General features: G+C 72.8%; 26 protein-coding genes. 18 read left to right on the plus strand and 8 right to left on the minus strand.

Annotated features, from left to right (window positions below; genetic code table 11):
- Positions 1-33 precede the first annotated feature (33 nt).
- Positions 34-849 carry an adenylate/guanylate cyclase domain-containing protein gene (locus Aeryth_RS02490; RefSeq protein WP_067854235.1) on the minus strand — a complete coding sequence of 272 codons (816 nt, stop codon included), beginning with the start codon at positions 847-849 and terminating at the stop codon, positions 34-36.
- Positions 850-1,092: 243 nt separating this feature from the next.
- Between Aeryth_RS02490 and guaA the strand changes: the two genes are divergently transcribed.
- Positions 1,093-2,652 carry a glutamine-hydrolyzing GMP synthase gene (gene guaA / locus Aeryth_RS02495; protein WP_067854238.1) on the plus strand — a complete coding sequence of 520 codons (1,560 nt, stop codon included), beginning with the start codon at positions 1,093-1,095 and terminating at the stop codon, positions 2,650-2,652.
- 33 nt (positions 2,653-2,685) lie between these two features.
- Here the strand turns inward: guaA and nhaA are convergent, their stop codons facing one another.
- Positions 2,686-3,963: a Na+/H+ antiporter NhaA gene (gene nhaA / locus Aeryth_RS02500; RefSeq protein WP_067854241.1), complete on the minus strand. Its 1,278-nt coding sequence runs from the start codon at positions 3,961-3,963 to the stop codon at positions 2,686-2,688.
- A 114-nt stretch (positions 3,964-4,077) separates the two neighbouring features.
- Between nhaA and Aeryth_RS02505 the strand changes: the two genes are divergently transcribed.
- The 5 genes from Aeryth_RS02505 to Aeryth_RS02525 all read left to right on the plus strand — a co-directional run bounded on the left by Aeryth_RS02505 (position 4,078) and on the right by Aeryth_RS02525 (position 8,480).
- Entirely contained in the window at positions 4,078-5,580 is a 1,503-nt protein-coding gene (locus tag Aeryth_RS02505; protein ID WP_067854244.1) for a gamma-glutamyltransferase, read from the plus strand.
- 32 nt (positions 5,581-5,612) lie between these two features.
- The gene (locus Aeryth_RS02510; RefSeq protein ID WP_067854248.1) at positions 5,613-6,443 is read left to right on the plus strand and encodes a hypothetical protein; all 831 of its coding nucleotides are present in this window, start codon (positions 5,613-5,615) and stop codon (positions 6,441-6,443) included.
- Positions 6,440-6,769: an META domain-containing protein gene (locus Aeryth_RS17560; RefSeq protein ID WP_067854250.1), complete on the plus strand. Its 330-nt coding sequence runs from the start codon at positions 6,440-6,442 to the stop codon at positions 6,767-6,769. The genes Aeryth_RS02510 and Aeryth_RS17560 overlap by 4 nt, the downstream gene beginning before the upstream one ends.
- A 206-nt stretch (positions 6,770-6,975) precedes the next feature.
- Positions 6,976-7,230: an META domain-containing protein gene (locus tag Aeryth_RS17805; protein ID WP_158509166.1), complete on the plus strand. Its 255-nt coding sequence runs from the start codon at positions 6,976-6,978 to the stop codon at positions 7,228-7,230.
- Between the two features lie 50 nt (positions 7,231-7,280).
- On the plus strand, positions 7,281-8,480 hold the full coding sequence (locus Aeryth_RS02525; protein ID WP_067854255.1) for an NAD(P)/FAD-dependent oxidoreductase: 1,200 nt from the start codon (positions 7,281-7,283) through the stop codon (positions 8,478-8,480).
- A gap of 147 nt (positions 8,481-8,627) precedes the next feature.
- Here the strand turns inward: Aeryth_RS02525 and Aeryth_RS02530 are convergent, their stop codons facing one another.
- On the minus strand, positions 8,628-9,518 hold the full coding sequence (locus tag Aeryth_RS02530; protein ID WP_202967701.1) for a succinylglutamate desuccinylase/aspartoacylase family protein: 891 nt from the start codon (positions 9,516-9,518) through the stop codon (positions 8,628-8,630).
- A 59-nt stretch (positions 9,519-9,577) separates the two neighbouring features.
- Positions 9,578-10,129 (minus strand): ATP-dependent zinc protease family protein, encoded by a 552-nt coding sequence (locus Aeryth_RS02535; RefSeq protein WP_083516197.1) that lies wholly within the window; start codon positions 10,127-10,129, stop codon positions 9,578-9,580.
- On the opposite strand from Aeryth_RS02535, the gene Aeryth_RS02540 reads away from it, so the two are divergent.
- The 8 genes from Aeryth_RS02540 (at position 10,128) to Aeryth_RS02575 (ending at position 16,705) form a co-directional block, all read left to right on the plus strand.
- Positions 10,128-11,318, plus strand: a complete 1,191-nt coding sequence (locus Aeryth_RS02540; RefSeq protein WP_067854263.1) for a RimK family alpha-L-glutamate ligase — start codon at positions 10,128-10,130, stop codon at positions 11,316-11,318. The two genes, Aeryth_RS02535 and Aeryth_RS02540, sit on opposite strands and share 2 nt — an antisense overlap.
- Positions 11,319-11,452: 134 nt before the next feature.
- Positions 11,453-11,662, plus strand: a complete 210-nt coding sequence (locus tag Aeryth_RS02545; protein WP_067854266.1) for a hypothetical protein — start codon at positions 11,453-11,455, stop codon at positions 11,660-11,662.
- A gap of 149 nt (positions 11,663-11,811) precedes the next feature.
- The gene (locus Aeryth_RS02550; protein WP_067854269.1) at positions 11,812-12,906 is read left to right on the plus strand and encodes an NADH:flavin oxidoreductase/NADH oxidase; all 1,095 of its coding nucleotides are present in this window, start codon (positions 11,812-11,814) and stop codon (positions 12,904-12,906) included.
- Positions 12,907-12,933: 27 nt separating this feature from the next.
- Positions 12,934-13,230 (plus strand): DUF1905 domain-containing protein, encoded by a 297-nt coding sequence (locus Aeryth_RS02555; RefSeq protein WP_067854271.1) that lies wholly within the window; start codon positions 12,934-12,936, stop codon positions 13,228-13,230.
- 9 nt (positions 13,231-13,239) lie between these two features.
- The gene (locus Aeryth_RS02560) at positions 13,240-13,467 is read left to right on the plus strand and encodes a hypothetical protein (protein WP_067854273.1); all 228 of its coding nucleotides are present in this window, start codon (positions 13,240-13,242) and stop codon (positions 13,465-13,467) included.
- A gap of 127 nt (positions 13,468-13,594) precedes the next feature.
- A complete protein-coding gene (locus tag Aeryth_RS02565; protein WP_144433642.1) occupies positions 13,595-13,966 on the plus strand; it encodes a hypothetical protein in 372 nt (123 codons plus the stop codon).
- Positions 13,967-14,015: 49 nt separating this feature from the next.
- Positions 14,016-16,310, plus strand: a complete 2,295-nt coding sequence (purL, locus tag Aeryth_RS02570) for a phosphoribosylformylglycinamidine synthase subunit PurL (protein WP_083516198.1) — start codon at positions 14,016-14,018, stop codon at positions 16,308-16,310.
- A gap of 5 nt (positions 16,311-16,315) precedes the next feature.
- Positions 16,316-16,705 (plus strand): sterol carrier family protein, encoded by a 390-nt coding sequence (locus tag Aeryth_RS02575; protein WP_083516199.1) that lies wholly within the window; start codon positions 16,316-16,318, stop codon positions 16,703-16,705.
- Between the two features lie 145 nt (positions 16,706-16,850).
- Here Aeryth_RS02575 and Aeryth_RS02580 read toward each other — a convergent pair whose 3' ends face one another.
- The 3 genes from Aeryth_RS02580 to Aeryth_RS02590 all read right to left on the minus strand — a co-directional run bounded on the left by Aeryth_RS02580 (position 16,851) and on the right by Aeryth_RS02590 (position 19,674).
- The gene (locus tag Aeryth_RS02580; protein ID WP_067854278.1) at positions 16,851-18,413 is read right to left on the minus strand and encodes a long-chain-fatty-acid--CoA ligase; all 1,563 of its coding nucleotides are present in this window, start codon (positions 18,411-18,413) and stop codon (positions 16,851-16,853) included.
- 73 nt (positions 18,414-18,486) lie between these two features.
- A complete protein-coding gene (locus Aeryth_RS02585; protein ID WP_067854280.1) occupies positions 18,487-18,939 on the minus strand; it encodes an SRPBCC family protein in 453 nt (150 codons plus the stop codon).
- A gap of 51 nt (positions 18,940-18,990) precedes the next feature.
- Positions 18,991-19,674, minus strand: a complete 684-nt coding sequence (locus tag Aeryth_RS02590) for a ZIP family metal transporter (protein WP_067854282.1) — start codon at positions 19,672-19,674, stop codon at positions 18,991-18,993.
- 871 nt (positions 19,675-20,545) lie between these two features.
- On the opposite strand from Aeryth_RS02590, the gene purF reads away from it, so the two are divergent.
- The 3 genes from purF (at position 20,546) to Aeryth_RS17260 (ending at position 23,376) form a co-directional block, all read left to right on the plus strand.
- A complete protein-coding gene (gene purF / locus Aeryth_RS02595) occupies positions 20,546-22,039 on the plus strand; it encodes an amidophosphoribosyltransferase (protein WP_067854285.1) in 1,494 nt (497 codons plus the stop codon).
- Positions 22,036-23,109 carry a phosphoribosylformylglycinamidine cyclo-ligase gene (gene purM / locus Aeryth_RS02600; RefSeq protein ID WP_067854288.1) on the plus strand — a complete coding sequence of 358 codons (1,074 nt, stop codon included), beginning with the start codon at positions 22,036-22,038 and terminating at the stop codon, positions 23,107-23,109. Before purF ends, purM begins: the two co-directional genes overlap by 4 nt.
- Positions 23,110-23,199: 90 nt before the next feature.
- The gene (locus Aeryth_RS17260; protein WP_083516201.1) at positions 23,200-23,376 is read left to right on the plus strand and encodes a DUF3073 family protein; all 177 of its coding nucleotides are present in this window, start codon (positions 23,200-23,202) and stop codon (positions 23,374-23,376) included.
- Between the two features lie 201 nt (positions 23,377-23,577).
- On the opposite strand, the gene Aeryth_RS02605 is transcribed toward Aeryth_RS17260, so the two are convergent.
- Positions 23,578-25,650, minus strand: a complete 2,073-nt coding sequence (locus Aeryth_RS02605) for an MMPL family transporter (RefSeq protein WP_067854291.1) — start codon at positions 25,648-25,650, stop codon at positions 23,578-23,580.
- 23 nt (positions 25,651-25,673) lie between these two features.
- Here Aeryth_RS02605 and Aeryth_RS02610 point away from each other — a divergent pair, with 23 nt between their 5' ends.
- The gene (locus Aeryth_RS02610; RefSeq protein WP_158509167.1) at positions 25,674-26,195 is read left to right on the plus strand and encodes a MarR family winged helix-turn-helix transcriptional regulator; all 522 of its coding nucleotides are present in this window, start codon (positions 25,674-25,676) and stop codon (positions 26,193-26,195) included.
- Position 26,196: the final 1 nt, after the last annotated feature.

A 26,196-nucleotide genomic window follows, 5' to 3' on the forward strand; every position in this document is an offset into this window, starting at 1 on the left:
CCCCGGAGGCGCCGGGCCGTCGCACGTCCGGGCTCAGACCTGCCAGTCGAGGGCGTGCACGACCTGGGTGCCCGGGATCCCCTTGAGGCCGACCTCGCGGCTCTCCAGCACGGGCACGGGCGTGCCGTCGGCCTCGAGCGCCTCGAGGACGGTGTCGCTGACCAGCACCTCGCCGCCGTCTGCCTGCGCGGCGACGCGCGCGGCGTAGGCGACGTTGCGTCCGAAGAGGTCGCCGTCGCGGTGGACCGCCGAGCCGCGGTGCACGCCGATGCGGACGGCCACGCCCGCCAGGCGCGACCCCGGCCGGGCACGGGTGATCCGGCGCTGCACCTCGCCCGCGGCTGCGACAGCGGCGGTCGCCGACGGGAACGCGACCATGAAACCGTCGCCCTGCGTCTTCACGACGTGGCCGCCGTGGCGTCCGACCGCACGGGTGACGACGGCGTCGTGCTTGGCGAGCAGCCGCACCCAGCCCCCGTCGCCCAGCTCGTGGTTGAGGGCGGTGGAGCCCTCGATGTCGGAGAACAGGATCGCGACGGTGCCGTCGGGCGTGGCCATGCGCGCGAGGTCGGGGCGCTCGACGTCGGCCCAGCGCGCGAGGTCGTCGATCGAGCTGCGCAGCGTGCCGCCGAGACCCTTGTCCTTCAGGCTGATCGCCGTGCCCACGACCGTGCGGACGGCGTCGGCGGGTCGCGGCACGGTGAGCCGGGGTCGGGGCCGCTCGGCCTGCAGCGACCGCTTCAGCTGGGCGATCCGGCGCCGCGCGCCCAGGAGCAGGCCCCAGGTCACCACGAGCAGCACGCCCAGCGCGGCGGCGGTGAGCGAGAGGGCGACCTCGAGACCGGACATCGGCACCAATCTACGGCGAGGACGGGGGAGGGGTGGAGCCGCTGCGGCTTGCTCGGCGTACCGGAACGCACAGGACCCGGCCTGGAGGGAGCTCACGGGCCGGGTCCTGTCATGTGCCACGAGGAGCGGGCACGATGTGGATCTCGCGGGAGGGAGTGTAGCGAGATCCATCCTGTTCAACGACGCTCCTCGGAGGGGGTTACGAGCCGTCTGAAGAAATTTCTCGACCGATACGATGACGCGGTGACCCCAGACCACGACCTCGTCATCGTCGTCGACTACGGCGCCCAGTACGCCCAGCTGATCGCGCGTCGCGTCCGCGAGGCCCGGGTGTACTCCGAGATCGTCCCGCACACGATGCCGGTGGAGCAGATCCTCGCGCGCGAGCCCGCCGCGATCATCCTGTCCGGCGGTCCGTCGTCGGTCTACGAGCCGGGTGCGCCGCAGCTCGACCCGACGATGGTCGAGTCCGACGTGCCGGTGTTCGGCATCTGCTACGGCTTCATGGCCATGGCTGCCGCCCTCGGCGGCGACGTCGCGCGGACGGGGCAGCGCGAGTACGGGCGCACGGCCGTCGAGGTGCTCGACCCCGGCACCCTGCTCCAGGGCCTGCCGGGCAGCCTCACGTCGTGGATGTCGCACGGCGACGAGGTCGTCGGCGCGCCGCAGGGCTTCACGGTGAACGCCCGCTCGCCGCGTGCGACCGTCGCCGCGTTCGAGGACATCGGACGCCGGCTCGCGGGCGTGCAGTGGCACCCGGAGGTGCTGCACTCCGAGCACGGCCAGCAGGTGCTGGAGCGCTTCCTCGTCGAGATCGCGGGCTGCCGCCAGACGTGGACCAGCGTCAACATCGTCGAGGAGCAGGTCGAGAAGATCCGCGCCGAGGTCGGCGACGCCCGGGTCATCTCCGCACTGTCCGGTGGTGTCGACTCCGCCGTGTCGACGGCGCTCGTGCAGCGCGCGGTCGGCGACCGGCTCACCGCGGTGTTCGTCGACCACGGGCTGCTGCGCGAGGGCGAGGCCGAGCAGGTCGAGCGCGACTACGTCGAGGCGACCGGGGTCGACCTGAAGGTCGTCGACGCGCGCGAGCGGTTCCTCGGGCACCTCGACGGCGTGAGCGACCCCGAGACCAAGCGCAAGATCATCGGCCGCGAGTTCATCCGCGTGTTCGAGGAGGCGGAGCGGGAGGTGCTCGCCACCCCCGGGCCTCCGGTCAAGTTCCTCGTGCAGGGCACGCTCTACCCCGACGTCGTCGAGTCCGGCGGCGGCGAGGGCGCGGCCAACATCAAGAGCCACCACAACGTCGGCGGGCTTCCCGAGGACCTGGAGTTCTCGCTGGTGGAGCCGCTGCGCACCCTGTTCAAGGACGAGGTGCGCGAGGTGGGCCGCCAGCTCGGCATCCCCGAGGCGATCGTCGGCCGCCACCCGTTTCCCGGTCCGGGCCTGGCCATCCGGATCGTCGGCGCGGTCGACGCCGAGCGCCTCGCGATCCTGCGTCGCGCCGACGCGATCGTGCGCGAGGAGACGACGGCCGCCGGACTCGACGGCGACATCTGGCAGTTCCCGGTGGTGCTGCTCGCCGACGTCCGCTCGGTGGGCGTCCAGGGCGACGGTCGCACCTACGGCCACCCCATCGTGCTGCGGCCGGTGTCGAGCGAGGACGCGATGACCGCCGACTGGAGCCGCCTGCCCTACGAGCTGCTCGAGCGCATCTCCACCCGCATCACCAACGAGGTCGAGGACGTCAACCGCGTCGTCCTCGACATCACCAGCAAGCCCCCAGGCACCATCGAGTGGGAGTAGTCCTCACGTTCCGCGACGGGGAGGGATGAGGGCTCAGGCCTGGTAGACGTCGGGCACGCCGTCGCCGTCGTCGTCGCGGGTCTCGCGCTCGTGCAGGCGACGGTAGGTGCGATTGCGTGAACGCAGCACCACCGCCGCCAGCAGCGCCGACGTGAGGGAGCCGAGCAGCACGCCCACCTTCACGTGCTCGTCGGCCTCGCTGCCCGGCCCGAACGCCAGCTCGCCGACCAGCAGAGCGACGGTGAACCCGATGCCGGCGAGCAGGCCCACGCCGAGCAGGTCGGTCCACGTCAGGTCGTCGTCGAGCTCGGCGCGGGTGAACCGCGCCATGAGCCAGGTCGCGGCGAGGACGCCGAGCGGCTTGCCGACCACCAGCCCGGCGACGATGCCCAGGGTGACCGGGTCGCGCAGGGCCTGCACGAAGCCCGACGCCCCCTCGACCGCCACACCGGCGGAGAAGAACGCGAACACCGGCACCGCGAACAGCGACGACACCGGGCGCACGACGTGCTCGAGGTGCTCGGCCAGGCCGGGCCCGGTCTCGCCGTCGCGGCGCAGCACCGGCACGGTGAACCCCAGCAGCACGCCCGCGACCGTCGCGTGGACGCCCGACTCGTGCACCAGCACCCAGGCGACGACGGCCAGCGGGACGAGCAGCCAGGGTGAGCGGACGCGACGCTGGACGAGCAGCCCGAACAGGCCGATCGGCACGAGGGCGGCCAGCAGCCAGAGCACGTCGAGCTCGGCGGTGTAGAAGAGCGCGATGATCGTGATGGCCAGCAGGTCGTCGACGATGGCCAACGTCAGCAGGAACAGCCGCAGCGCGGTCGGCAGGAACGACCCGACCACCGCCAGCACGGCGACGGCGAAGGCGATGTCGGTGGCCGACGGGATCGCCCAGCCGACCAGGCGTCCCTCGGGGTGCAGGCCGTTGACGAGCAGGTAGAGGCCGGCGGGGACGGCCATGCCGCCGACCGCCGCGACGATCGGCACCGCGGCACGCGAGGGGTCGCGCAGGTCGCCGGCCACGAACTCGCGCTTGAGCTCCAGGCCGACGACGAAGAAGAAGATCGCGAGCAGGCCGTCGGCGGCCCAGGTGCCGAGGGACAGGTCGAGGTGCAGCGCCGACGGTCCCACGACGGTGTCGCGCAGCCGCGCGTAGGCGTCGGTCGTGTTGGCGGCGACGAGCGCGACGAGGGCGGCGACGACGAGGAGCGCACCGCCGAACGTCTCGGCGCGGACCAGCTCGCCGATGCGCTGGGCCTCGGGCCAGGAGCCGCGGCCGAACAGGCGGGGACGGGTGGTGTTCACAGGGAATCGCTCTCCAGGGGTCGACGACAGGACGCCGACCAGACTTCCCGGCACACCGGGGTCCATCCTACCGTCGGATCGCGCGGGGGCGGTCGGCGCGGCTAGCCTGCGGGGATGTCCGACGTCGCGCTCGCCGCACCCAACGAGGCCGCCGCCGATGCCGGCGCGGAGGTGGCCCGCGCGGGCGGCAACGCCGTCGACGCGGCACTCGCCGCCGCCCTGGTGACCATGGTCAACGAGGTCGGCCTGGTCTCGCTCAGCTCGGGCGGGTTCGTCACCGTCCAGCCCCCGGACGGCTCGAGCCCCGTCACCGTCGACGGCTGGATGGACATGCCGGGCCGGGGAGCGGATGCCGCGCGCGGCTCGGGCACGTGGGACGTGACGACCGAGTACGGCGGTGGGGTCACCGTCACGATCGGGGCCGGGTCGGTCGCGACCCACGGTGCGGTGGCGGCGTTCGAGGAGACGCACCGACGCTGGGGGAGCGTCCCGTGGCGTGAGGTCGTGGCCCCGGCGGTCGACGTCGCCCGCGGAGGGTTCCGGCTGGGCTCGGCGTCGCGCTACTACCTCGACTACGTGCACGACGACATCTACGGCTGGGACCAGCAGAGCCGGGCGGCCGTGCACGACGTCGACGGCACGGTGACGCGCGGGCTCGTGGTGGTCGCCGACCTGGCGGCCTCGCTCGAGCTGATCGCCGAGGAGGGCGCGACGGCGCTGCACGCCGGGGAGCTCGGACACCTCATCAGCGACGACGTCGTCGCGCGCGGCGGTCTGCTGACCCGCGCTGACCTCGAGGCGTACCAGCCGGTGGTCCGGCCGGCGCTGCGCGTCGAGCTCGGCGACTGGACGCTCGGCACCAACCCGACGCCGGCCATCGGTGGGGTGTGCGTCGCGGCCATGCTGCGCCTGCTCGACGGCGTCCCCTTCGATGTGGTGGACGGCCGGTGGTCGACCCACGACGTCGACCGCCTGGTCGAGGTGCAGCGCACCGTCCTCGGGCACCGGCTCGACGTGCTCGACCACAGTGACGACCTCGTCGCCGACGCCCTCGCGTACCTGGCCTCGGTCGACGACACGGTGCGCTCGTCGGGCTCCACCGCCCACGTGTCGGCCACCGACGGCGACGGTGGCGCGTGCGCCGTCACCGTGTCCTCGGGCTACGGCTCGGGCATGGTGGCCCGCGGCACCGGCATCTGGCTGAACAACTGCCTCGGCGAGCAGGAGCTGAACCCGCGTGGGCTGCACGGCCTGCCGGCGGGCGCCCGGCTGCTGTCGAACATGGCACCGACCGTGGCCCACCACCGCGACGGCGCGGCGCTGGCGATCGGCTCGCCCGGGGCCGACCGCATCTCGACGGCCGTCGCGCAGGTCGTGGCGGGCTTCGTCAACGGCGGCCTGACCCTGCAGGGAGCCGTCGACCACCCGCGCGTGCACGTGCACCGGGCCGGACGCCCCGACGAGGTGGTGAAGGTCGAGGACCCGGCGGACCTCACGATGTACTACGGCGGCGTGGCCGCGACCCTGCTGCGACGCGACGCCACGGGCGCGCTGCACCTCGAGGCCGCCGCCGACCCGAGGCGCGACGGGGCGGTGCGTCTGGTGCGCAGCGCGTGACATCGTCGCTGTCACGGTCCTACGCTGCGGGCATGAACCTCGTCGGCCTCGCCACCCTGCCGCTGCGCGTGACCATCTCGGCCACCCGCACGACCCTGGCGCTGGGCCAGCTGGCGTCGCCGGACGGCCCGATCCTGCGCGAGGGCGGGTACGGGAGCCGGATCGCCGTGCTGATCGGCGAGGACGGGCTGCTGGAGCAGCTGGGTCGCCTGCTCGCCGACGACCGCGGCATCGTCGCGCTCGGCAACCTGGTCGCCGACATCACGGCAGAGGACCGGCCCGTGGGCAAGGCGCTGCAGCGCGACGGCCTCGTCGACCGGATGGCGTCGGAGGACGGCCCGTTCGTGCGACTCCTGGAGGCCGGCGGTCCACTCGACCGCGCCCTCGCCGAGGACGGCCCGCTCTACCGCTTCCTGGCGCCCGGCGGCTCGCTCGACCGGCTGCTCGCGCCCGACGGCCCCCTGGAGCGGCTCACTGCACCGGACGGCCCGATCGAGCGCATGCTGGCACCCGATGGTCCGCTCGACCGGCTCCTGGAGCAGGACGGGACGCTCGAGAACGTGCTGCGACCCGGTGGCCTGCTGGAGCAGCTGCTGGAGGAGGAGGGCGTCCTCGAGAACCTGCTGCGTCCGGGCGGGACGCTGGAGCAGCTGGTCGCGCTCGGGTCGACGATCGACGCGATCGTCCCGCGCCTGGAGGCGCTCGGCAACGCGATCCCGAGCCTCAACCAGGCGGTGTCGGTGCTCAGCGGCGCCGTCGAGCCGCTCGGCACGCTCGCCCAGCGGCTGCCCGGCGGCCGCCGTCGGGTGCTGTCGTCCGGTCCGTCGGGGTCGACCCCCACGAACGAGCTGTACGGCGAGTGAGCGCCCCCGCACGGTCCGACGTCGTCGGCCGCTGGCTCCCCGAGAACGGCCCCGACCGGGCGTTCGTCGAGCTGCGCGACAACGGCGACCTCGCCGGGCACGACGGGTGCAACCGGTTCGGCGGCGAGCACTGGTCGCTCGAGGGCGACGTCGTCACCACGTCGGGCACCCGCGTCTCGACCCTCATGGCCTGCGACGGCGTCGACACCTGGCTGGGCCGGGCGGTGTCGTTCCGCTGGGACGACGGCACGCTGAGGGCGACCGGACCCGACGGCGACGAGCTCGGTCTGCTGCTCACCGACCCTGACGCCTCCGCCCGAGGCTGACGGTCGTGCCTCGTCAAGGGCTCAGGCGTCCGACGGTCGTGGTCGTCGCGCTCGTCGTGGGTACCGCGCTCGCCGTGGGCGGTTGTCAGGGTGGGTCGTCGCACCCGGCTCCCTCGGCGTCGTCGTCGCCCCCGACGGCACACGACGCCACCAGGGCCGAGGTCGTGGGGCTCTGGACGGCGGGCCGCTCGAGCTCGCGATTGCCGGTGCAGGTCGAGCTCCGCGCCGACGGCGGCGTGTCCGGCTCCGACGGGTGCAACTCCTTCAGCGGTCGGCGATGGTCGCTCGACGGTGATCGGGTGCGGCTGCGGGGAGCCCCGCTCACGTCGCTTGTCGCCTGCTCGACGGTCCCGGGACAGTGGCTGTCCGAGTCCTCGTCGTTCCGCGTGGAGGAAGGGCGCCTGGTGGCCCTCGACCGACGCCACGAGCCGCTCGGGTCGCTGAGCCGCACGAGCTCCTGAGGGCCGTCCGTTCGGCTTGCCGACGTCGAGGTCCGTGCGAGGCTCGACGCATGGACATCGTCATCATCGGAGGCGGTCTCGCGGCCGCGAAGGCTGCAGCGGCGCTGCGCGAGAACGGGCACGACGGCGGGCTGACGATCATCGGCGACGAGGACCGCCTGCCGTACGAGCGTCCGCCCCTCTCGAAGGACGTGCTGCTCGGCGAGGGCACGCTCGACGACGCCGTCGTGCAGCCCCAGGAGTGGTACGCCGAGCACGACGTGCGTCTCGTCACCGGCACCGAGGCCGAGCGGCTCGACGTCGAGGGTCACCGCGTGCACCTGGCGGGCGGCCAGGTCGTGCCGTTCGACAAGGCCGTCATCGCGACCGGCGCGCGTCCCGCCGTCCCCGACGCCATCGCGGGTGCCGCCGACGCCTTCTTCCTGCGGAACGCGGCCGACGTGGAGCGGCTGTCGACGGCGTTCGCCGACGCGTCGTCGGTCGTCGTCGTGGGCGGCGGCTGGATCGGGCTCGAGGTGGCGGCCGCGGCGCGCCACCACGACCTCGAGACGACGGTGGTGCTGCGCGACGACGTGCCGCTGGAGAAGGTCATGGGCGAGCGGATCGGCGGCTACTTCGCGTCGCTGCACACGTCGCACGGCGTGACGCTGCGGGCGGGCGAACGGGTCGACGCGGTGACCGCACGCACGGTGAAGCTGGGCGGCGGCGAGGTGCTCGAGGCCGACGTCGTGGTGCTGGCGGTGGGTGCGACGCCCAACGTCGAGCTCGCGCAGGAGGCGGGACTGCTCGTCGACGACGGCATCGTCACCGACGAGCACTTCGCCACCAGCCACCCCGACGTGTACGCCATCGGCGACGTGTCGGCCACGCTGCACCTCGGTCGCGGCCACGCCGTGCGGGTCGAGCACTGGGACGACGCCGTGCGCCAGGGCGAGGCCGTCGCGCAGGTGCTGCTCGGCCAGGACGTCACCTACGACTGGGAGCCGTACTTCTTCACCGACCAGTACGACCTCGGCATGGAGTACGTCGGCCACGGGTCCGGCGACGACGACGTGGTCGTGCGCGGCGAGCTCGACGACGGCAGCGGCGAGGGCGAGTTCATCGTCTTCTGGTTGCACGACGGCGTCGTGTCCGCCGCCATGAACGTCAACATCTGGGACGTCCAGGACGACCTGCGCGCCCTCGTGGGCCGCGAGGTCGACCCCGAGCGCCTCGCCGACCCCTCCGTCGAGCTCTCCGCCCTCGCCTGACCTGCGTCCGGAGATTCCTAGGTCGACCTGGGAATCTCGCCCAGGCACGAGAATCTCAGCCAGGCACGGCTTGCTTTCCGTGCTTCGTTGAGAATTCCGTGCTGCGTCCGGAGATTCCCAGGTCGACCTGGGAATCTCTCCCTCGGGTCAGACCTCGGCGACGTGCACGACGGCGTCGCCGCTGTTGACCACGGGGGCCTCGGTGCGGCCGATGACGACGCCGGACCGCTCGGCGTGGACGAGGCGGACGCGCTTGCCGAAGGAGTCGAAGAGGCCGCCGAGGCGCTGGCCCTCGCTGACGTGCTCGCCGAGCGCGACCTCCAGGTGCAGCATGCCGGTGCCGCGGGCCCGGACCCAGCTGCTCTTGAACGACGCCTGGCTGGGGGTGGGCGGGTCCTCCTCGAGCGCGTCGGTCATGCCGAGCGCGGCGAGCACCCGACGCACGCCGCGCACACCGGCCTCGATCGCCCACCCGTCCATGCGCCACGCCTCGCCGGCCTCGTAGAGGAGCACCGTGGCGCCGGCCTCGCGGGCGGCGGCGCGCAGCGACCCGTCGCGGATGCGCGCGTGCAGCATGACGGGGGCGGCGAAGGCCTCCGCGAGCTCGCGCGTGCGCGGGTCCTCGAGGTCGGCGCGGATCTGCGGCAGGTTCGTGCGGCGATCGGACCCGGTGTGCAGGTCGATCCCGACCTCGCACTTGGCGACCACCTCGGTCATCATCAGGTGCGCGATGCGCGACGCGAGCGACCCGCGCGCGGACCCGGGGAACGAGCGGTTCAGGTCGCGGCGGTCGGGCAGGTAGCGGTCGCCGGTCATGAAGCCGAGAACGTTGACGATCGGCACGGCGATCAGGGTGCCGCGCATCGTCTTCGGGTCGAGCTCGGCGAGCACCTGGCGGACCACCTCGACGCCGACCGCCTCGTCGCCGTGGATGGCGGCGTCGACCCACACGGTCGGCCCGTCCTCACGTCCGTGCACGACACGCACCGGCAGGTCGACGTCGGCACCGGTCACGAGTCGGGTGATCGGCAGCGACACCGACTTCACCTGCCCCGGACGCACCCGGATAGGGCCGATCTCGAACGACGGGCGCACCATCACCGTCCCCGGTTCCGGCGGCGCACGCGCACGGGCGGACGGCCGCCGAGGTAGGACGCGCTGGAGTCGACGAGGAACCCCTGCGCGAGCGCCTCACGTCCCACGAGCATCCGGAAGCCCATCTCGTCGCGCCGCGACAGCGTCACCTCGGCGGGCACCACGCGACCGGCGAGGTGCAGGTCGATCATCACGACGTAGCGCTCCTCGACGTGGCCCGACGACGACCGCACCTCGCGCAGGTCGAGCACGTCGAGCTCGACCTGCGTCGGGTCCTCGTCGCTGCCCTGCCACGGGTGGATGCTGAACCGGACCCGACGTCCTCCGTCGTCGTCGAGGTCGAAGGCGTGCAGCGACGACGTGCGCGCGCCGGTGTCGATCTTGGCCTTGATCCACGGCACGTCCAGGTCGGGCAGACGGACCCACTCGCGCCAGCCCACCAGCGTCGGCGCCGGACGGTCGGCGTCGGGCCCGCCAGGGGGAGCGGACTGCGGGGCGGAGGTGTAGGAAGGGGGTTGCGTCAACCGTCCGTCCTTCCAGCTCGGGGAGTCCATGAAGCTCGCGATCCTGTCACGTGCGCCTCGGTCGTACAGTACGCAGCGCCTGCGCACCGCGGCGCTCGACCGTGGTCACACCGTCAAGGTGCTGAACACCCTGCGCTTCGCGATCGACCTCTCGGGCGACGAGCCCGACCTGCAGTACCGCGGCAAGCCGCTGTCGCACTACGATGCCGCGCTGCCGCGCATCGGCAACTCCATCACCTACTACGGCACCGCCGTCGTGCGGCAGCTGGAGCAGATGGACGTGTACACGCCGAACACGTCGTGGGGCATCCAGAACTCGCGCGACAAGCTGCGCGCGAGCCAGATCCTCTCGCGCCACGACATCGGCATGCCGGCCACGACGTTCGTGCGCGACCGGGCCGACGTGATCCCCGCGATCGAGCGGGTCGGTGGCGCGCCGGTCGTCATCAAGCTGCTCGAGGGGACCCAGGGCATCGGCGTGATCCTGGCCCCGGAGATCAAGGTCGCCGAGGCGATCATCGAGACCCTGCAGAGCACCCGCCAGAACGTGCTCATCCAGCACTTCGTCGCGGAGAGCAAGGGTCGCGACATCCGTGCGCTCGTCGTCGGCGACCGTGTGGTCGCGGCGATGCGACGCGTGGCGAAGGGCGATGAGTTCCGCTCCAACGTGCACCGCGGCGGCTCCGTCGAGCCGGTCACGCTCGACGCCGAGTACGAGCGGGTGGCGGTACGGGCGGCGCAGATCATGGGTCTGCGGGTCGCCGGTGTCGACATGCTGGAGGGCGACGAGGGGCCCCTCGTCATGGAGGTCAACTCCTCGCCCGGCCTGGAGGGCATCGAGGCGGCCACCAACCTCGACGTCGCCGGGGCGATCATCGACCACATCGACAACCAGGTCGCCTTCCCCGAGATCGACGTCCGGCAGCGGCTGACCGTCTCCACCGGCTACGGCGTCGCCGAGCTGCTCGTGCAGGCGGCGTCGGACCTGGTCGGCACGCCCCTCGGCGAGAGCGGCCTGCGCGACCGCGACATCTCCGTCCTCACGCTGCAGCGCGGGACCCAGGTGATCCCGAACCCCCGTCGCTCGCACGTGCTCGAGGCCGGCGACCGGCTGCTGTGCTTCGGCAAGCTCGAGGAGATGCGCTCGATGATCCCGAGCCGCCGCAAGCGGATCCGCAAGGTCAAGCGGCTCCCGAAGGACCCGATCCACGAGGGCTGACGGCTCCCAGTACGTCGGCTCGCGCGCCCTGTCAAGGCCATCCACCGCAACGCTGAAGAAGTCTGTCGCACTCCTGCGAGCCCCTCCGTCGTGTGGGGGACCGGCACCTCCCAGGTGCCGAGATCGGAGGAGACGTGAGCGGGCGCCGGCAGGTCCTCGCCGTCCTGCTCGTCGTGGTGGTCCTGCTCCCGTTCGGGCTCGTGGGCCTGGGCGGGAGCGTGGGCTACGGCACGGTCGAGCTGGTCGTGTGGCTGGTCGTCGTGGTGGCGCTCGTCGTCGCCCTCCTCACCTGGGGCCGAGGACCACGCGACGTACGAGGCGCTCGGGGCAGGACCCGAGGATGAAGGACCAGAGATGAGGAGAGGTGTCGAGGGGCACCTGCTCGACCGCCAGGTCAGCGAGCCCTGAGCCGTCCTGCCGCGCCGAACGGGCCAGGCGGGCGTGGCGACCGGGCGGGGAAGATCCGGACGGTCGAGGACGTTGCACCGCTGACGTGAGTGCTCTTCTCGAACCCGTCACCCTCCGCGGCGTCACCGCCCGCAACCGTGTCTGGCTGGCGCCGATGTGCCAGTACTCGTGCTTCGCGCGCGACGGCGTGCCGACCGACTGGCACCTGGCGCACCTCGTCGCCCGGGCGTCGGGCGGCTTCGGGCTGCTCCTGACCGAGGCCACCGCGGTGGTGCCCGAGGGTCGCATCAGCCCCGAGGACACCGGGCTCTGGGACGACGCCCAGCAGGAGGCGTGGGGCCGCGTGGTCGCGGCCGTGCACGAGCAGGGCGTGCCGATCGGGGTCCAGCTCGCGCACGCAGGGCGCAAGGCGTCGACCTTCGCGCCGTTCGCCGACCCGCGCGCTGCCGCGACCGGCGAGGGCAGCGTGCCCGTCGAGGACGGCGGCTGGGAGACCGTGGCGCCGTCGGCCGTCGCCTTCCCCGGGTACGCCACGCCCCGCGCGCTGACGCTCGAGGAGGTCCGCGAGCTGCCGGCGCGCTTCGCCGACGCCGCCCGCCGCGCCGACGCCGCCGGGTTCGACGCCGTGGAGGTGCACGCCGCCCACGGCTACCTGCTGCACCAGTTCCTGTCGCCGTTGTCGAACCAGCGCGACGACGAGTACGGCGGCTCCTACGAGAACCGCGTCCGGCTGGTCGTCGAGGTCGTCGACGCGGTCCGCGCGGTCTGGCCCGACGACAAGGCGCTCGTGGTGCGGTTCTCGGGGACCGACTGGCTCGACGGCGGCTGGACGTCGGCCGAGACCGCGCGACTGTCGCGCGAGCTCGCCGATCACGGCGTGGACCTCGTCGACGTCTCCAGCGGCGGCCTGCTGCCCGCCGACATCACGGTCGGGCCCGGCTACCAGGTGCCGCTCGCGCGCGAGGTGCGCGAGGGATCGGGCCTGCCCGTGGGCGCGGTGGGCCTGATCACCGACCCGCGGCAGGCGGAGGAGGTGCTCGAACGGGGCGACGCCGACGTCGTGCTGCTGGCGCGGGCCGCCCTGCGCGAGCCGGGTTGGCCCCAGCGCGCCGCCCACGAGCTCGGCGACCCGCCCGCGGGCCTGTACCCGCCGCAGTACGAGCGGGGCGTCTGGCGCTGACCCCGCCGGCCCCGCCACCATGAGCGGGTGGACGACGCGACGTGGACCTTCGACGCCGAGCTCTGGCGCGACGGCGCCTGGCACTTCGTGACCGTGCCCGACGACGTCTCCGACGAGGTGGAGGAGCGCTTCGGTCCGACGGCCGCAGGTTTCGGCTCGGTGCGGGTCGAGGTGACCGTCGGCGCGACCACGTGGCGCACGTCGGTGTTCCCGTCCGCGCAGCAGCGCGCCTACGCGCTGCCGGTCAAGAAGCCCGTGCGGACCGCCGAGGGCCTCGACGAGGGCGGCACGGCGTCGTTCACGCTGCGCGTGCTCGCGCACTAGGGTGACGGCGTGCTGCACCGCGACGTCCGACGCCCGGCTGCGTGGGCTGCCTGTGCCGGCATCGCCGGGTCCGGCACGCTGGTGCTCGTGCTGGCAGGCCAGATGCTGCTCATGAGCACGACGCCCGTCGAGACCGGCCCCGACCTCCCCGCGTCGGCCGCGGACGCCATCTCGGCGTCGGTCCGTCGCGACGGTCTGCTGCTGGCGCTGGTGAGTCTGTCCGCGGGAGGTAGGTGAGGCGCCCTACCCGGGCCCGGTAGCGCGGCCGACCTACCCTCGGCCCGCATTCCGCGGCCCACCTACCGCCCAGGGGGCGGGCACGGGCCGGGCGGCGGGGTCGGTGCGACGGTCTAGGCTCGGGCGCGTGGAACGGACCGACGTGGGGCGCAGCCTCGGCTGGGGCGTGGCGCTCGGGGGTGCCCTGGGCACGACGCTGACGCTGCTGTTCTCGGTGGCCGCCCGCTACCTCCTCGGCACGGACGTGCTGATCCTGCCCGGAGGGGCCCCGGAGGCGTCGTTCCCGAGCACCGACCTCGGGCGCTACGTCCTCGTGACCGCCATCGCCAGCGGGGTGGTGCTCGTCGGCTGCCTCGTCGCCCTCTGGGTGCTGCGGCCGCGCGCCCTGCGCGGCTCCGCGATCGCGCTCGTCGTGGTCGGCGTACTGGTCGGTTTCGCGGCCCTGCCGTGGCTCGTCAACACGGCCGCGGCGCTCGCGATCGGCGACGTCACCGCCTGACGCGCCGACAGTCCACCGGCCCGGCCGCGCCCGCCGATAGGATTCTCAGGTGACCGACGCCCCGCTGCCCGACAGCCCGCGCCAGCTCGACACCGTCGCCCACGCGAAGGAGACGCCCGAGCGCGAGCTCCCGTGGGCCGAGCTGGGGCTCAAGCCCGACGAGTACGAGCGGATCGTCGAGATCCTCGGCCGTCGCCCCACCGGCGCGGAGCTCGCCATGTACTCGGTCATGTGGAGCGAGCACTGCTCCTACAAGTCCTCCAAGGTGCACCTCAAGAAGTTCGGCGAGCTGCCCCAGGAGACGCCGCTCGGCAAGACGCTCGCCGGCATCGGCGAGAACGCCGGCGTCATCGACATCGGCCAGGGCTACGCCGTCACCTTCAAGGTCGAGTCGCACAACCACCCGTCCTACGTCGAGCCCTACCAGGGCGCCGCCACGGGCGTCGGCGGCATCGTCCGCGACATCCTCGCCATGGGCGCCCGCCCGGTCGCCGTCATGGACCCGCTGCGCTTCGGCCCCCTCGACGCCCCCGACACCTCCCGCGTGCTGCCCGGCATCGTGGCCGGCGTCGGAGGCTACGGCAACTGCCTCGGCCTGCCCAACATCGGCGGCGAGGTCGTCTTCGACGACACCTACCTCGGCAACCCGCTCGTCAACGCCCTCTGCGTCGGCGTCCTGCGCCACGAAGACCTCCACCTCGCGTTCGCGTCCGGCGTCGGCAACAAGGTGGTCCTCTACGGCGCCCGCACCGGTGGCGACGGCATCGGCGGCGTGTCCGTGCTCGCCTCCGAGACGTTCGACGCCGACGGCCCGGCCAAGCGTCCCAGCGTCCAGGTCGGCGACCCGTTCATGGAGAAGCTGCTCATCGAGTGCACCCTCGAGCTGTTCGCGGCCAAGGTCGTCAACGGCATCCAGGACCTCGGCGGCGCCGGCCTGTCGTGCGCCACGAGCGAGCTGGCCAGCGCCGGCGACGGCGGCATGCACGTCGAGCTCGACACCGTCCCGCTGCGCGACCCGTCGCTCTCGCCCGAGGAGATCCTCATGAGCGAGAGCCAGGAGCGCATGATGGCGGTCGTCGAGCCCGAGCACCTCGACGCGTTCATGGCGATCTGCCAGAAGTGGGACGTCGAGGCCGTCGTGGTCGGCGAGGTCACCGACGGCGACCACCTGGTCATCGACTGGCACGGCGAGACGATCGTCGACGTGCCGCCGCGGTCCGTCGCGCACGACGGACCCACCTACGAGCGCCCGTACGCCCGCCCCGACTGGCAGGACGCGCTGCAGGCCGACACCGCCGAGCAGCTGCCCCGGCCCAGCACCGGGGAGGAGCTCGGCCGCCAGGTCGTGCAGGTGGTCACGAGTCCGAACCTCGCTGACAAGTCGTGGGTCACCGACCAGTACGACCGCTACGTGCAGGGCAACACCGTGCTCGCGCAGCCCGAGGACGCCGGCATGGTCCGGGTCGACGAGAGCACCCACCTGGGCGTGGCCGTCTCGACCGACTGCAACGGCCGGTTCGCGAAGCTCGACCCCTACGCCGGTGCGCAGCTCGCGCTCGCCGAGTCGTTCCGCAACGTCGCGGTCTCGGGTGCGCTGCCGCTCGCGGTCACCGACTGCCTCAACTTCGGCTCGCCCGAGGACCCGGCGGTCATGTGGCAGTTCGAGCAGGCCACGCACGGTCTCAAGGACGCGTGCGCCGAGCTCGGCATCCCGGTCACCGGCGGCAACGTCAGCTTCTACAACCAGACCGGTGAGACCGCCATCCTCCCGACGCCGGTCGTCGGCGTGCTCGGCGTCATCGAGGACGTCCGGCAGCGCGTGCGCCAGGGCTTCACCCGCGACGGCGACCACCTGCTGGTCCTCGGCGACACCCGTGAGGAGCTCTCGGGCGGCGCGTGGGCGCACACCGTGCACGGCCACCTCGGCGGTCTGCCGCCTGCGGTCGACCTCGCCGCCGAGCAGGCCCTGGCGGCCGTGGTGCGCGAGGCGGGCCGTCTGGGCCTGCTGACGTCGGCGCACGACCTCTCCGACGGCGGCCTGGCCATGGCCCTCGCCGAGGGGTCCTTCGCGCACGGCGTGGGCGTGCAGCTGCAGCTCGACGACGACCCGTTCCTGCAGCTGTTCAGCGAGTCCGCCGCCCGCGCGCTCCTGGCCGTGCCGGAGCACCACCACGACGAGGTCGTCCAGATCGCGCAGGAGCACGGCGTCACGCTCACCTCGGTGGGCCGCACCGGCGGGTGCTCCTTCGAGGTGGCGGGCCAGTTCACCATCGACGTCGATGACCTGCGCGACGCCTGGCGGCGGACGCTGCCGGCGGCGCTCGGCCCGATCCTGGAGGCCTGAGGCCGGTGGCGCGGCCGACCGTGGGGCTCACGCCCGAGGTGGTCGACGGCCTGCTCGCCCGGCTCGACGACGGCGACGCCTCGCGCGAGGTGCTCAAGCCGCTCGTCAAGCACTACCTGGGCGAGCTGGCGCGCCGTGCGCCCGGCCGCAGCGTCGAGGTGCGCGTGCCGCCCTACGCGGCGGTGCAGTGCATCGAGGGGTCCACCCACACGCGGGGGACGCCGCCGGCCGTCGTCGAGATGGACGCGGCGACCTGGATCGCGCTCGCGCGGGGCCAGGTCGCCTGGGCCGAGGCCGCTGCCGACCGGACGCGGGTCCGGGCGTCGGGCCAGCGGTCCGACCTGTCGCCGCACCTGCCGCTCGACGTGCCCGAGGCGGCCGACCCGGACGCCTGATCCGGTGCGCTTTCCACACCGCTGAGAACTTTCCCGACCGCGCGAGAACCTGTTCACCCGGTGTATGCTGTGGACCACAACGGTCCCGGCCCACACCCCTGGAGGGTCGGGGCCGTTGCTGCGTCCAGGGGCCCGCGTCGTGCCGTCAGACCTGGCGCCCGTCCTGCGGCCAGTAGCCCTTGCGCAGGTCGCGCTTGAGGATCTTGCCCGACGGGTTGCGCGGCAGCGCCTCGACGACGTCGACCGACTTCGGTGCCTTGTAGTGGGCGAGGCGCTCGCGGGCGTAGTCGATGAGCTCCTGCGGGTCGATCTGGTGCTCGGGCCGGAACGCGACGACGGCCTTCACCGACTCGCCCCACGTGTCGTCCGGGACGCCGATCACGGCGGTCTCCAGCACCGCCGGGTGCTCCGCGAGCACGCGCTCGACCTCCGGGGAGTACACGTTCTCGCCGCCGGTGATGATCATGTCCTTCACGCGGTCCTCGATGAAGACGAACCCGCCGTCGTCGACGCGGCCGATGTCGCCCGAGCGCAGCCAGCCGCCGTCCTGGAGGAGCTCGGCGGTGGCGTCGGGGCGGCCGAGGTACCCGACCGTGTTCTGCTCGGTGCGCCACCACAGCTCACCCGCCTGCCCGGGCTCGACGTCGCGCAGGGTGGCGACGTCGACGACACGCAGCTCCACGCCGGGGATCGGCCGACCGGCCGAGACGAGCCGCTCGGGGTGGTCCTCGTCGCGGTGTGCGGCATCGTCGAGGATCGTCACGACGCCACCCATCTCGGTCATGCCGTACACCTGCATGAACTGGGTCGTGGGCCAGTGCTCGAGCGCGCCGCGCAGGACGGGCAACGGCATCGGCGCCGCGCCGTAGGAGAAGACCTTGAGCCGACTGAACAGCTGCATCGCCTGGGGTCCGGCCTGCAGCAGCCCTGCCACGACGGCCGGCACGAGGAACGCGTGGGTCACCCCGGCCGCCATCGCGCCGGCGAGGAGCGTCGGGTCGACCTCGCGGATGATGTACCCGTGGGTGCCGGTGGCCGGGCCGAACAGGGCGTAGGACGAGCCGCCGACGTGGAACATCGGCATCGCGACGAGCATCGTGTCGTCGGGCCCGTACTCGACGTCGCCCTTCGCGTTGCGCGTGTGCTCGACCATGTTGTGCTGCGTGAGCATCACGCCCTTCGGGCGCCCGGTGGTGCCCGAGCTGTACATGACCAGGCAGACGTCCGACGGCTCCACGCCCGGCTGGCGGCCGACCGGCTCGGCCGACGCGAGGAACGCGTCGAGCTCGTCGTGCTCGCCGCCCACGACGACGACTCGCTCGACCCCCACGAGCCGGTCGCGGATGAGGTCGATCGTGGGCACCAGCTCGTGGCCGACGAAGAGGATGCGCGCCCCGGCGTCGTTGATGACGTAGTCGAGCTCGTCGCCGGCGAGCCGCCAGTTGACGATCGCGTTGGCCGAGCCGAGCAGGCACGACGCCTGCGTCGCCATGAGGATCGCCGGGTTGTTCTTGTCGAGGAAGGCGATCCGGTCGCCGCGCGTGATGCCCTCGGCCTGCAGGGCGCCGGCGAAGCGCCGCACGTCGTCCCAGGCCTGGGCCCACGTCCACGTGCGGTCGAGGTAGGTCCAGCACCGACCGTCGGGGTCCTGCTCGGCGCGGTGCTGGTGGAAGTCGGACAGGTACGTGGCGTCGGGCAGGTCGGGCACGGGCGCTCCTCTGTGGCGTGGGTCACGCCAGCCTAGAGGGCCCCGGGTCACCGGGGAAAGGGTCGAGCGTGGCTCAGGCCTGCTCGACGACCTCGGCGAGACGTTCGAGCGTCCGCTCCATGTTCCGCTTGGTGGTGCGCGGCAGGTTGCCGCGACGCAGGAAGATCCGCTGCCGGTCGCCGCTGATGTCCCACGTCTCGCGGACGATGGTGCTGGTGCCCTGGTCGACGAGCTCGTAGCGCCAGGTGCGTCCGCCGATGATCCCGAACAGGCCGGTGGTGCGCCAGGCGATGCGCCGGTTCGGCTCGAACTCCACGACCTCGTTCCGGGTCGTGTAGGGCAGGCCCATCTTCATCGACATGCCGAACGTCGAGCCCATCGAGAGCGGCTCGCTCTCGGCCGTGGTGCCCTGCACGGTGCCCGACCCGTCGATCAGCTGGTGCCGTCCCGCGTCGGCGAGGATCGCGAAGATCCGGTCGGCGGGCGCGGCGACGAGCCGCTCGGCGGTGACCTGGTCGGACGTCATGCGTCCATCGTGGCGGAGGTGCCCGGGCGCCGCACGACGAGGCGCGGCGGGTCAGCCGAGCACGAACGCCAGCCAGAACCCGAGCGCGGTGGACAGCCCGATCCACCAGCCGCCGTCGCGGTAGGCCTCGGGCAGGAGCGTGTCGGCGAGGACGGCCAGGGTCGCACCGCCGGCGACGGCCTGGGCGACGGCGATCGCCGCGGGGGAGACGACGTCGCTGCCGGCGTGCGCGGCGACCGTGACGAGGGTCAGCAGGACGCCGACGCCGGCCCACAGCAGCAGTCCGCGGCGCGGCCCGAGCGCGGGGTCCTCGCGCAGGGAGGCGGCGCTGGCGATCGCCTCGGGGGTGTTGCCGACGGCGATCGCGACCAGCAGCGCGAGCCCGCCCTCCTGCAGCGACACCCCCAGCGCGGTGTTCTCCGGAACCCCGTCGAGGAACGCGCCCAGGAGCAGACCGAGCCCGACCGCCGACGTCCCGAGCCGGGTGTCGAGCAGGTGGCTGAGGACGACGTACGCCGCCGCGCCCCCGATGAGCCCGAGACCCGCCAGCCCGGCCCCCACCTCCGTGAACGCCGGCCCGAACAGCTCCTCCGACGCCGCCGCGATCATCGTCCCCGCCCCGAACGCCATCAGCGCAGCGAGCACCGGCTTCGGGATCCGCCACCGCAGACCCACAGCCGCGCCCCCCACGAGCGGCACGGCCGTCGCGGCACCGTAGAGAGCAGCGGTGAGCACCCGTCCACGCTAGGGCGGTCGGGGCGGGGGCGCCTCTTGGCGGGGTGGGCGCGGGTGGGCTCGCTGGTGCTTCTGCGGTGGGTTCACGACCTTGCTGCTGCGCTGCGCGCGGGGGTCGTGACCTTGCTGGTGCGCTGCCTGCGGGGGTCGTGACCTTGCTGGTGCGCTGCCTCGGCTGGCGCTGGGTCTGGTCTCCGAAAGGGCCTCGACCGGCAGTGGGCCTGGGGGCGGCTCCGGGTCTCGGGGTCTGGCCTGAGCTCGCCTTTGGACACACGATTCATCGCTTCTGCGTTCTCGGACCAAGGTTCTTCGTGTGCGCGTCCCATCGGCGGATCTGCAACCTTCTGAGGGCTCTACAGGTGGTGGATCCACCGCCGGCGGGGTCAGACGTGGCAGAGATTCTCCTTTCTCGTGGACCGTGCCACGAGAAGGGAGAAGCGCTGCCCACCCCACCCCCAAGTGCACTCAGGCTTCTTCCTTCGTGCGCTGACCGTCGAACGCTTCTGCGTTGGTGACGGGATCCCGTGGCAAACGCAACATCCTTGGCCTCCGACGCTAGAACGCAGATCCTTGCGTCCGACGCGGGCCGCAGCCCGAGGGCCCAACCCAACGCGCCCGCCAGCCGCCCGGTCGAGGCCCTTCGGAGACCACACCCAGCGCCAGCCGAGGCAGCGCACCAGCACGGCGAGACCCCCGCAGGCAGCGCACCGGCAAGGTCGCGGCGACCGCAGGCAGCGCAGCAGGCGACGAGACCACTGCAGGCAGCGCACCAGCAGGACGAAGCCCCTCAGCCATCGCACCACCAGCCCTTACCGCCCACGTCACGCCCAGGGCGGTCCCGAGGGTGCTGGCGGGCCCCTACACTGGTGCGGTGGCACGCGGAGACGGTCGGCTGACGCACGACATCGATCCTCAGGACGTCGGACCCCAGGACGCCTGTGGCGTGTTCGGGGTGTGGGCTCCCGGTGAGGAGGTCGCGAAGCTCAGCTACTTCGGTCTCTACGCCCTGCAGCACCGGGGCCAGGAGTCGGCGGGCATCGCGGTGAGCAACGGCAAGCAGATCCTCGTCTACAAGGACATGGGTCTGGTGTCCCAGGTCTTCGACGAGTCGACGCTGGAGTCGCTGGTGGGCTCGGTCGCCATCGGGCACTCGCGCTACAGCACCACGGGCGCGAGCGTGTGGCAGAACGCCCAGCCGACGTTCCGGCCCACGGCGCAGGGATCCGTCGCCCTCGCGCACAACGGCAACCTGACCAACACCGCCGACCTCGTCACGATGCTGCAGGAGCGGACGGCCGAGAACGGTCCTGGCCGGCGCGGCAAGGGCGAGACCGCCACCACCGACACGTCGGTCATGGCGAGCCTGCTGGCCGCCTACCCCGACCGGTCGGTCGAGGAGGCCGCGATCGAGGTGCTGCCGAAGCTGCGGGGCGCCTTCTCGCTCGTCTTCATGGACGAGCACACCCTCTACGCCGCGCGCGACCCGCAGGGCATCCGCCCGCTCGTGCTCGGCCGTCTGGAGCGCGGCTGGGTCGTCGCCAGCGAGACCGCCGCGCTCGACATCGTCGGCGCGTCCTTCATCCGCGAGATCGAGCCGGGCGAGTTCATCGCCATCGACGAGAACGGTCTGCGCACCGAGCGGTTCTCGCCGGCGGAGCCGAAGGGCTGCATCTTCGAGTACGTCTACCTCGCCCGTCCCGACACCACCATCTCCGACCAGCGCGTCTTCACGGTGCGCGCGGAGATCGGCCGACGTCTGGCGCGCGAGCACCCGGTCGACGCCGACCTCGTCATCCCCGTGCCGGAGTCGGGCACACCGGCTGCCATCGGCTACGCCGAGGAGAGCGGGATCCCGTTCGGCCACGGCCTGGTCAAGAACTCCTACGTGGGGCGCACGTTCATCCAGCCGTCCCAGACCATCCGCCAGCTCGGCATCCGGCTCAAGCTCAACCCGCTGCGCGACGTCATCGCCGGCAAGCGGCTCGTGGTCGTCGACGACTCGATCGTGCGCGGCAACACCCAGCGCGCGCTCGTGCGGATGCTGCGCGAGTCGGGTGCGGCGGAGGTGCACGTGCGCATCTCGAGCCCGCCGGTCAAGTGGCCGTGCTTCTACGGCATCGACTTCGCCTCGCGCGCCGAGCTCATCGCCAACGGCATCAGCGTGGAGGAGATCTGCCGCTCGATCGATGCCGACTCCCTCGCCTACGTCGAGCTCGACCAGCTCGTCGAGGCCACGAACGTGCCCAAGGAGAAGCTGTGCCGCGCCTGCTTCGACGGCATCTACCCGGTCCCGCTGCCGGAGGACGATCTGATCGGCAAGCACCTGCTTGAGACCGACGCGAAGCCGCTGAAGGTGATCCAGTGACCAGCACGCAGCAGCCGAGCGCCTACGCCGCGTCCGGCGTCTCCATCGAGGCCGGCGACCGCGCCGTCGAGCTCATGAAGGAGTGGGTCGACAAGGCCCGCCGCCCCGAGGTCGTCGGCGGCATCGGCGGGTTCGCGGGCCTGTTCGACGCGAGCGCGCTGAAGGACTACCGCCGACCGCTGCTCGCGACGTCGGCCGACGGCGTGGGCACCAAGGTGCAGATCGCCCAGCGCATGGACGTGCACGACACCATCGGGTACGACCTCGTCGGCATGCTCGTCGACGACCTCGTCGTCTGCGGCGCCGAGCCGCTGTTCATGACCGACTACATCGCCTGCGGCAAGGTCGTGCCCGAGCGCATCGCGGCCGTCGTCAAGGGCATCGCGCAGGCGTGCGCCGAGGCCGGCACCGCGCTGCTGGGCGGCGAGACCGCCGAGCACCCCGGGCTGCTGCACCCCGACGAGTACGACGTGGCCGGCTCTACGACCGGCGTCGTCGAGGCCGACGCACTGATCGGTGCCGAGCTCGTCCGCCCCGGCGACGTCGTCGTGGCCATGGCGTCGTCGGGTCTGCACTCCAACGGCTACTCCCTCGCCCGGCACGTGTTCTTCGGCCAGGCGCAGTGGTCGCTCGACCGCCACGTGCCCGAGCTCGGCGCGACCCTCGGCGAGGCGCTCTTGACGCCCACCCGCCTGTACACGCTGCCCTGCCTCGACCTCGTCCGTCGCACCCGGACGCACGCGATGTCGCACGTCACCGGCGGCGGACTCGCGGCCAACCTCGAGCGCGTCGTCCCCGACACCGTGTCCGTGCGGGTCGACCGCAGCACCTGGACGCGTCCGGCCATCTTCGACCTCGTCTCCGACCTCGGCGACGTCTCCCAGCACGACCTGGAGGAGGCGCTGAACATCGGCGTCGGCATGGTCGCCCTCGTCGATCCGGACGACGCCGACGCGGCCGTGCGGCTGCTGGGCGAGCACGGCATCCAGGCGTGGGTCGCGGGTGAGGTGGCCGAGGCGGGCGTGCACGGTCCCGGCGGGACGGTCACGCTGGAGAACCGACACGCGTGACTCGTGGCCCCGCTGCCAGCGCGTTCGAGATTGTTCGGTAGGGTAGGCACCACGACATACTGACGATTTCTCTGCGAGGGGGTCGGACCCATGGGGCGCGGCCGTGCAAAGGCAAAGCAGACCAAGGTCGCACGCGACCTGAAGTACCGGACCTTCGATCCGGACTTCGACGATCTGCAACAGGAACTCCACCAGGACTCGGGTGACCCGATCCCGGACCAGTACGCCGATCTCGCGAGGAAGTACGGGGACGAAGCGGCCAGCTGAGGCCCGTTCCCCCGGTCGCCCGTCGGGGCGACTGTTCGCGTGCGTCCGCAGTCGTGCGGACGTGGTCGACGTGATCGCGCGTCGTCGGACGTCCTGACGTCTGGCCGTGGCGGTCGGTGACGTGACGAGCCGGTCCGGACGTCGGTCCGGACCGGCTCGCGCGTGCGCGGTCGATCGTGCTGATCGTGCTGCTCGCGCCCGTCAGCCCGGGAGCCGAGGCGTCCGGGCGAGCCTGCTCGGCCACCAGAACCGACGCCCGCACCACGCCACGAGGGCCGGGGTGACGACCCCGCGCACGACGACGGTGTCGAGCAGCACGCCGAAGCCGACGAGGACCCCCAGCTGGGCGAGCAGCACCAGCGGCAGCACCCCGAGCACCGCGAAGACGGCGGCGAGCAGGATGCCGGCGCTCGTGATCACGCCGCCGGTGACGGCCAGTGCCGTCACGATCGACCCGGTGGCGTCGCCGGTCCGGCTCATCTCCTCGCGCGCCCTGGCGGTGAGGAAGATGTTGTAGTCGACGCCGAGCGCCACCAGGAAGATGAACCCGAGCAGCGGCGTGCTCACGTCCGTGGCCGACCAGCCCAGCACGTGGTCGAACACCAGCCACCCGACGCCGAGGGCGGACAGGTAGGACAGCACGGTGGTCCCGGCCAGCAGCACCGCTGCCACGACCGAGCGCAGCAGGAGCAGCAGCATCCCGAGGACGACGGCGAGGACGACCGGGATGATCACCGTGCGGTCGCGCTGTGCGGTGTCGGCCTCGTCCAGCGCCTGCGCGTCCTGCCCGCCGACCAACGCCTTCGGGTCGACGTCGTCGACGGCGGTGCGCAGTCGTTCCACGGTGCGGAGCGCGGCGTCGCTCGCGGGCTCGTCGTCCAGGACGACGCTGACCTCGGCCACGCCGTCGCCGGATCGCCCGACCTCTGCGGACCGCACGTCCGGCACGTCCGCCGCGGCGCGGACCACCCGCTCGGCGAGCTGGGGCGTCGTGACGACCGTGGTCGGGGACGACGACCCGGCCGGGAAGGCCGACGCGAGCGTCTGCTGGGCGGTGATCGACTCGGGTGTGTCGAGGAACTGCTCGTCCTGGCCGAGTCCGGTGCGCAGGCCGAGCGTGCCGAGCGCCATGAGCACCAGGACCACGAGGCCGCTGACGGTGACGAGCACGGGTCGGCGCGTCACGCGCTGACCGACCCGGCGCCACACGCCGCGCTCCGACGGGTCCGGGTCGCCGACGCGCGGCACGAACGGCCAGAACAACCAGCGGCCCGGGATCGACATGGCGGCCGGGAGCACGACGAGCGCGAAGAGCACGGCGACGACGATGCCGGCGGCGCCCGCCAGGCCGATCCGGCTGACGAACGGGGCGTCGGCGAGCAGCAGCGTCAGCAGACCGAGCACCACGGTGCCTGAGCTGGAGAGGATCGCGGGGCCCGCGGCACCGACGGCCTGGCGCATCGCCTCGCGGCGGTCCTCGTGGCGGCGCAGCTCCTCGCGGTAGCGCGCGATCAGCAGCAGGGCGTAGTTGGTGCCGGCGCCGAACACGAGCACCGACGTGATGCCGGTGGTGGAGCCGTCGATCGGCACGCCGCTCCAGTGCGAGACCGCCTCGACCACCTTCGCGGCGACCCGGTCGCCCAGACCGATCACGGCCAGGGGCACGAGCCAGAGCCACGGGCTGCGGTACGTGACGATCAGCAGCAGGGCCACCACGGCAGCCGTCACGAGCAGCAGGCGCACGTCGGCGCCCTCGAAGACTGCGCCGAGGTCGGCCTGGATCGCGGGGGCGCCGGTCAGCTGGGCGTCGAGGCCGTCGGGCAGGCCGTCGCGGAGCTCGGCGCGCAGGGTCTCGACCCGCTCGGTGTTCTGCTCGGCGTCGACGTCGCCCTCCAGGGGAACGGTCAGCAGCGCGACGGTGCCGTCCTGCGACGGCACCGGGCCGGCGACCCGGGTGTCGAGCTTCGAGCCGAGGGTGCCGCCGAGCCGCTCCAGCGCGGCGAGGTCGGTCTGCGACAGCCGGTCCCCGCCGCGGGAGGCGACCACGATCGCAGGGGCGTCGTCGCCGCCAGGGAGTGCGGCGAGGCGCTGCTGGGCGAGCGCGGACTCCGCGTCGTCAGGCAGGTTCACGGAGGCGTTGGTGCTCTGGGTGGCTGCGGGCGCGAGAATGAGGACGGCCCCGGCGATCACGAGGCCGAGCAGGAGGACGACGACGGACCGTCCACGCCCGACGAGTCGGGCGAGGGAGAATGTTCGATGATCGAAAGTTTCCACGCCAGAAGGATAGGATGGGTGACATGAGCGCGCAAGACGGGTCGACGGACCCCGAGGGCGGCGCGGGCGCGGTGCCCTGGGCCACCGGCGAGCGCCTGGACGTGGTGCGCCTCGTCCGCGAGCTGACCGAGCGATCGTCCCGCTACGCCGACCGCGCGGGGGCCGCGCGCGGCCTCCATCGTTCCGACCTGTCGGCCCTGCTCGCGCTGGCGCGCGCCCGCGAGCAGGGGCGTTCCCCGCTCTCGCCAGGGGTGCTCGCGCGCGAGCTGATGCTCAGCCCCTCCGCCACCACCACGCTGCTGGACCGGCTCGAGCGGTCCGGGCACGTCGAGCGGTCCCACGACGCCGGCGACCGACGCCGGGTGAGCCTGGAGATGACCGCGTCCGCCGGGGAGACGGCGCGATCGATGTTCGGTCCTGTTGCCGCGGCCATGACCGAGGCGATGCAGGACTTCAGCGACGACGAGATCGACGTCGTCCGCCGGTTCCTGGGCGCCATGGTCGAGGCGGTGGACGCCCAGGACCCGGGCGTGGCGTCGTCGTGAG

The sequence above is a fragment of the Aeromicrobium erythreum genome (genome assembly GCF_001509405.1).
Taxonomy (GTDB): domain Bacteria; phylum Actinomycetota; class Actinomycetes; order Propionibacteriales; family Nocardioidaceae; genus Aeromicrobium; species Aeromicrobium erythreum.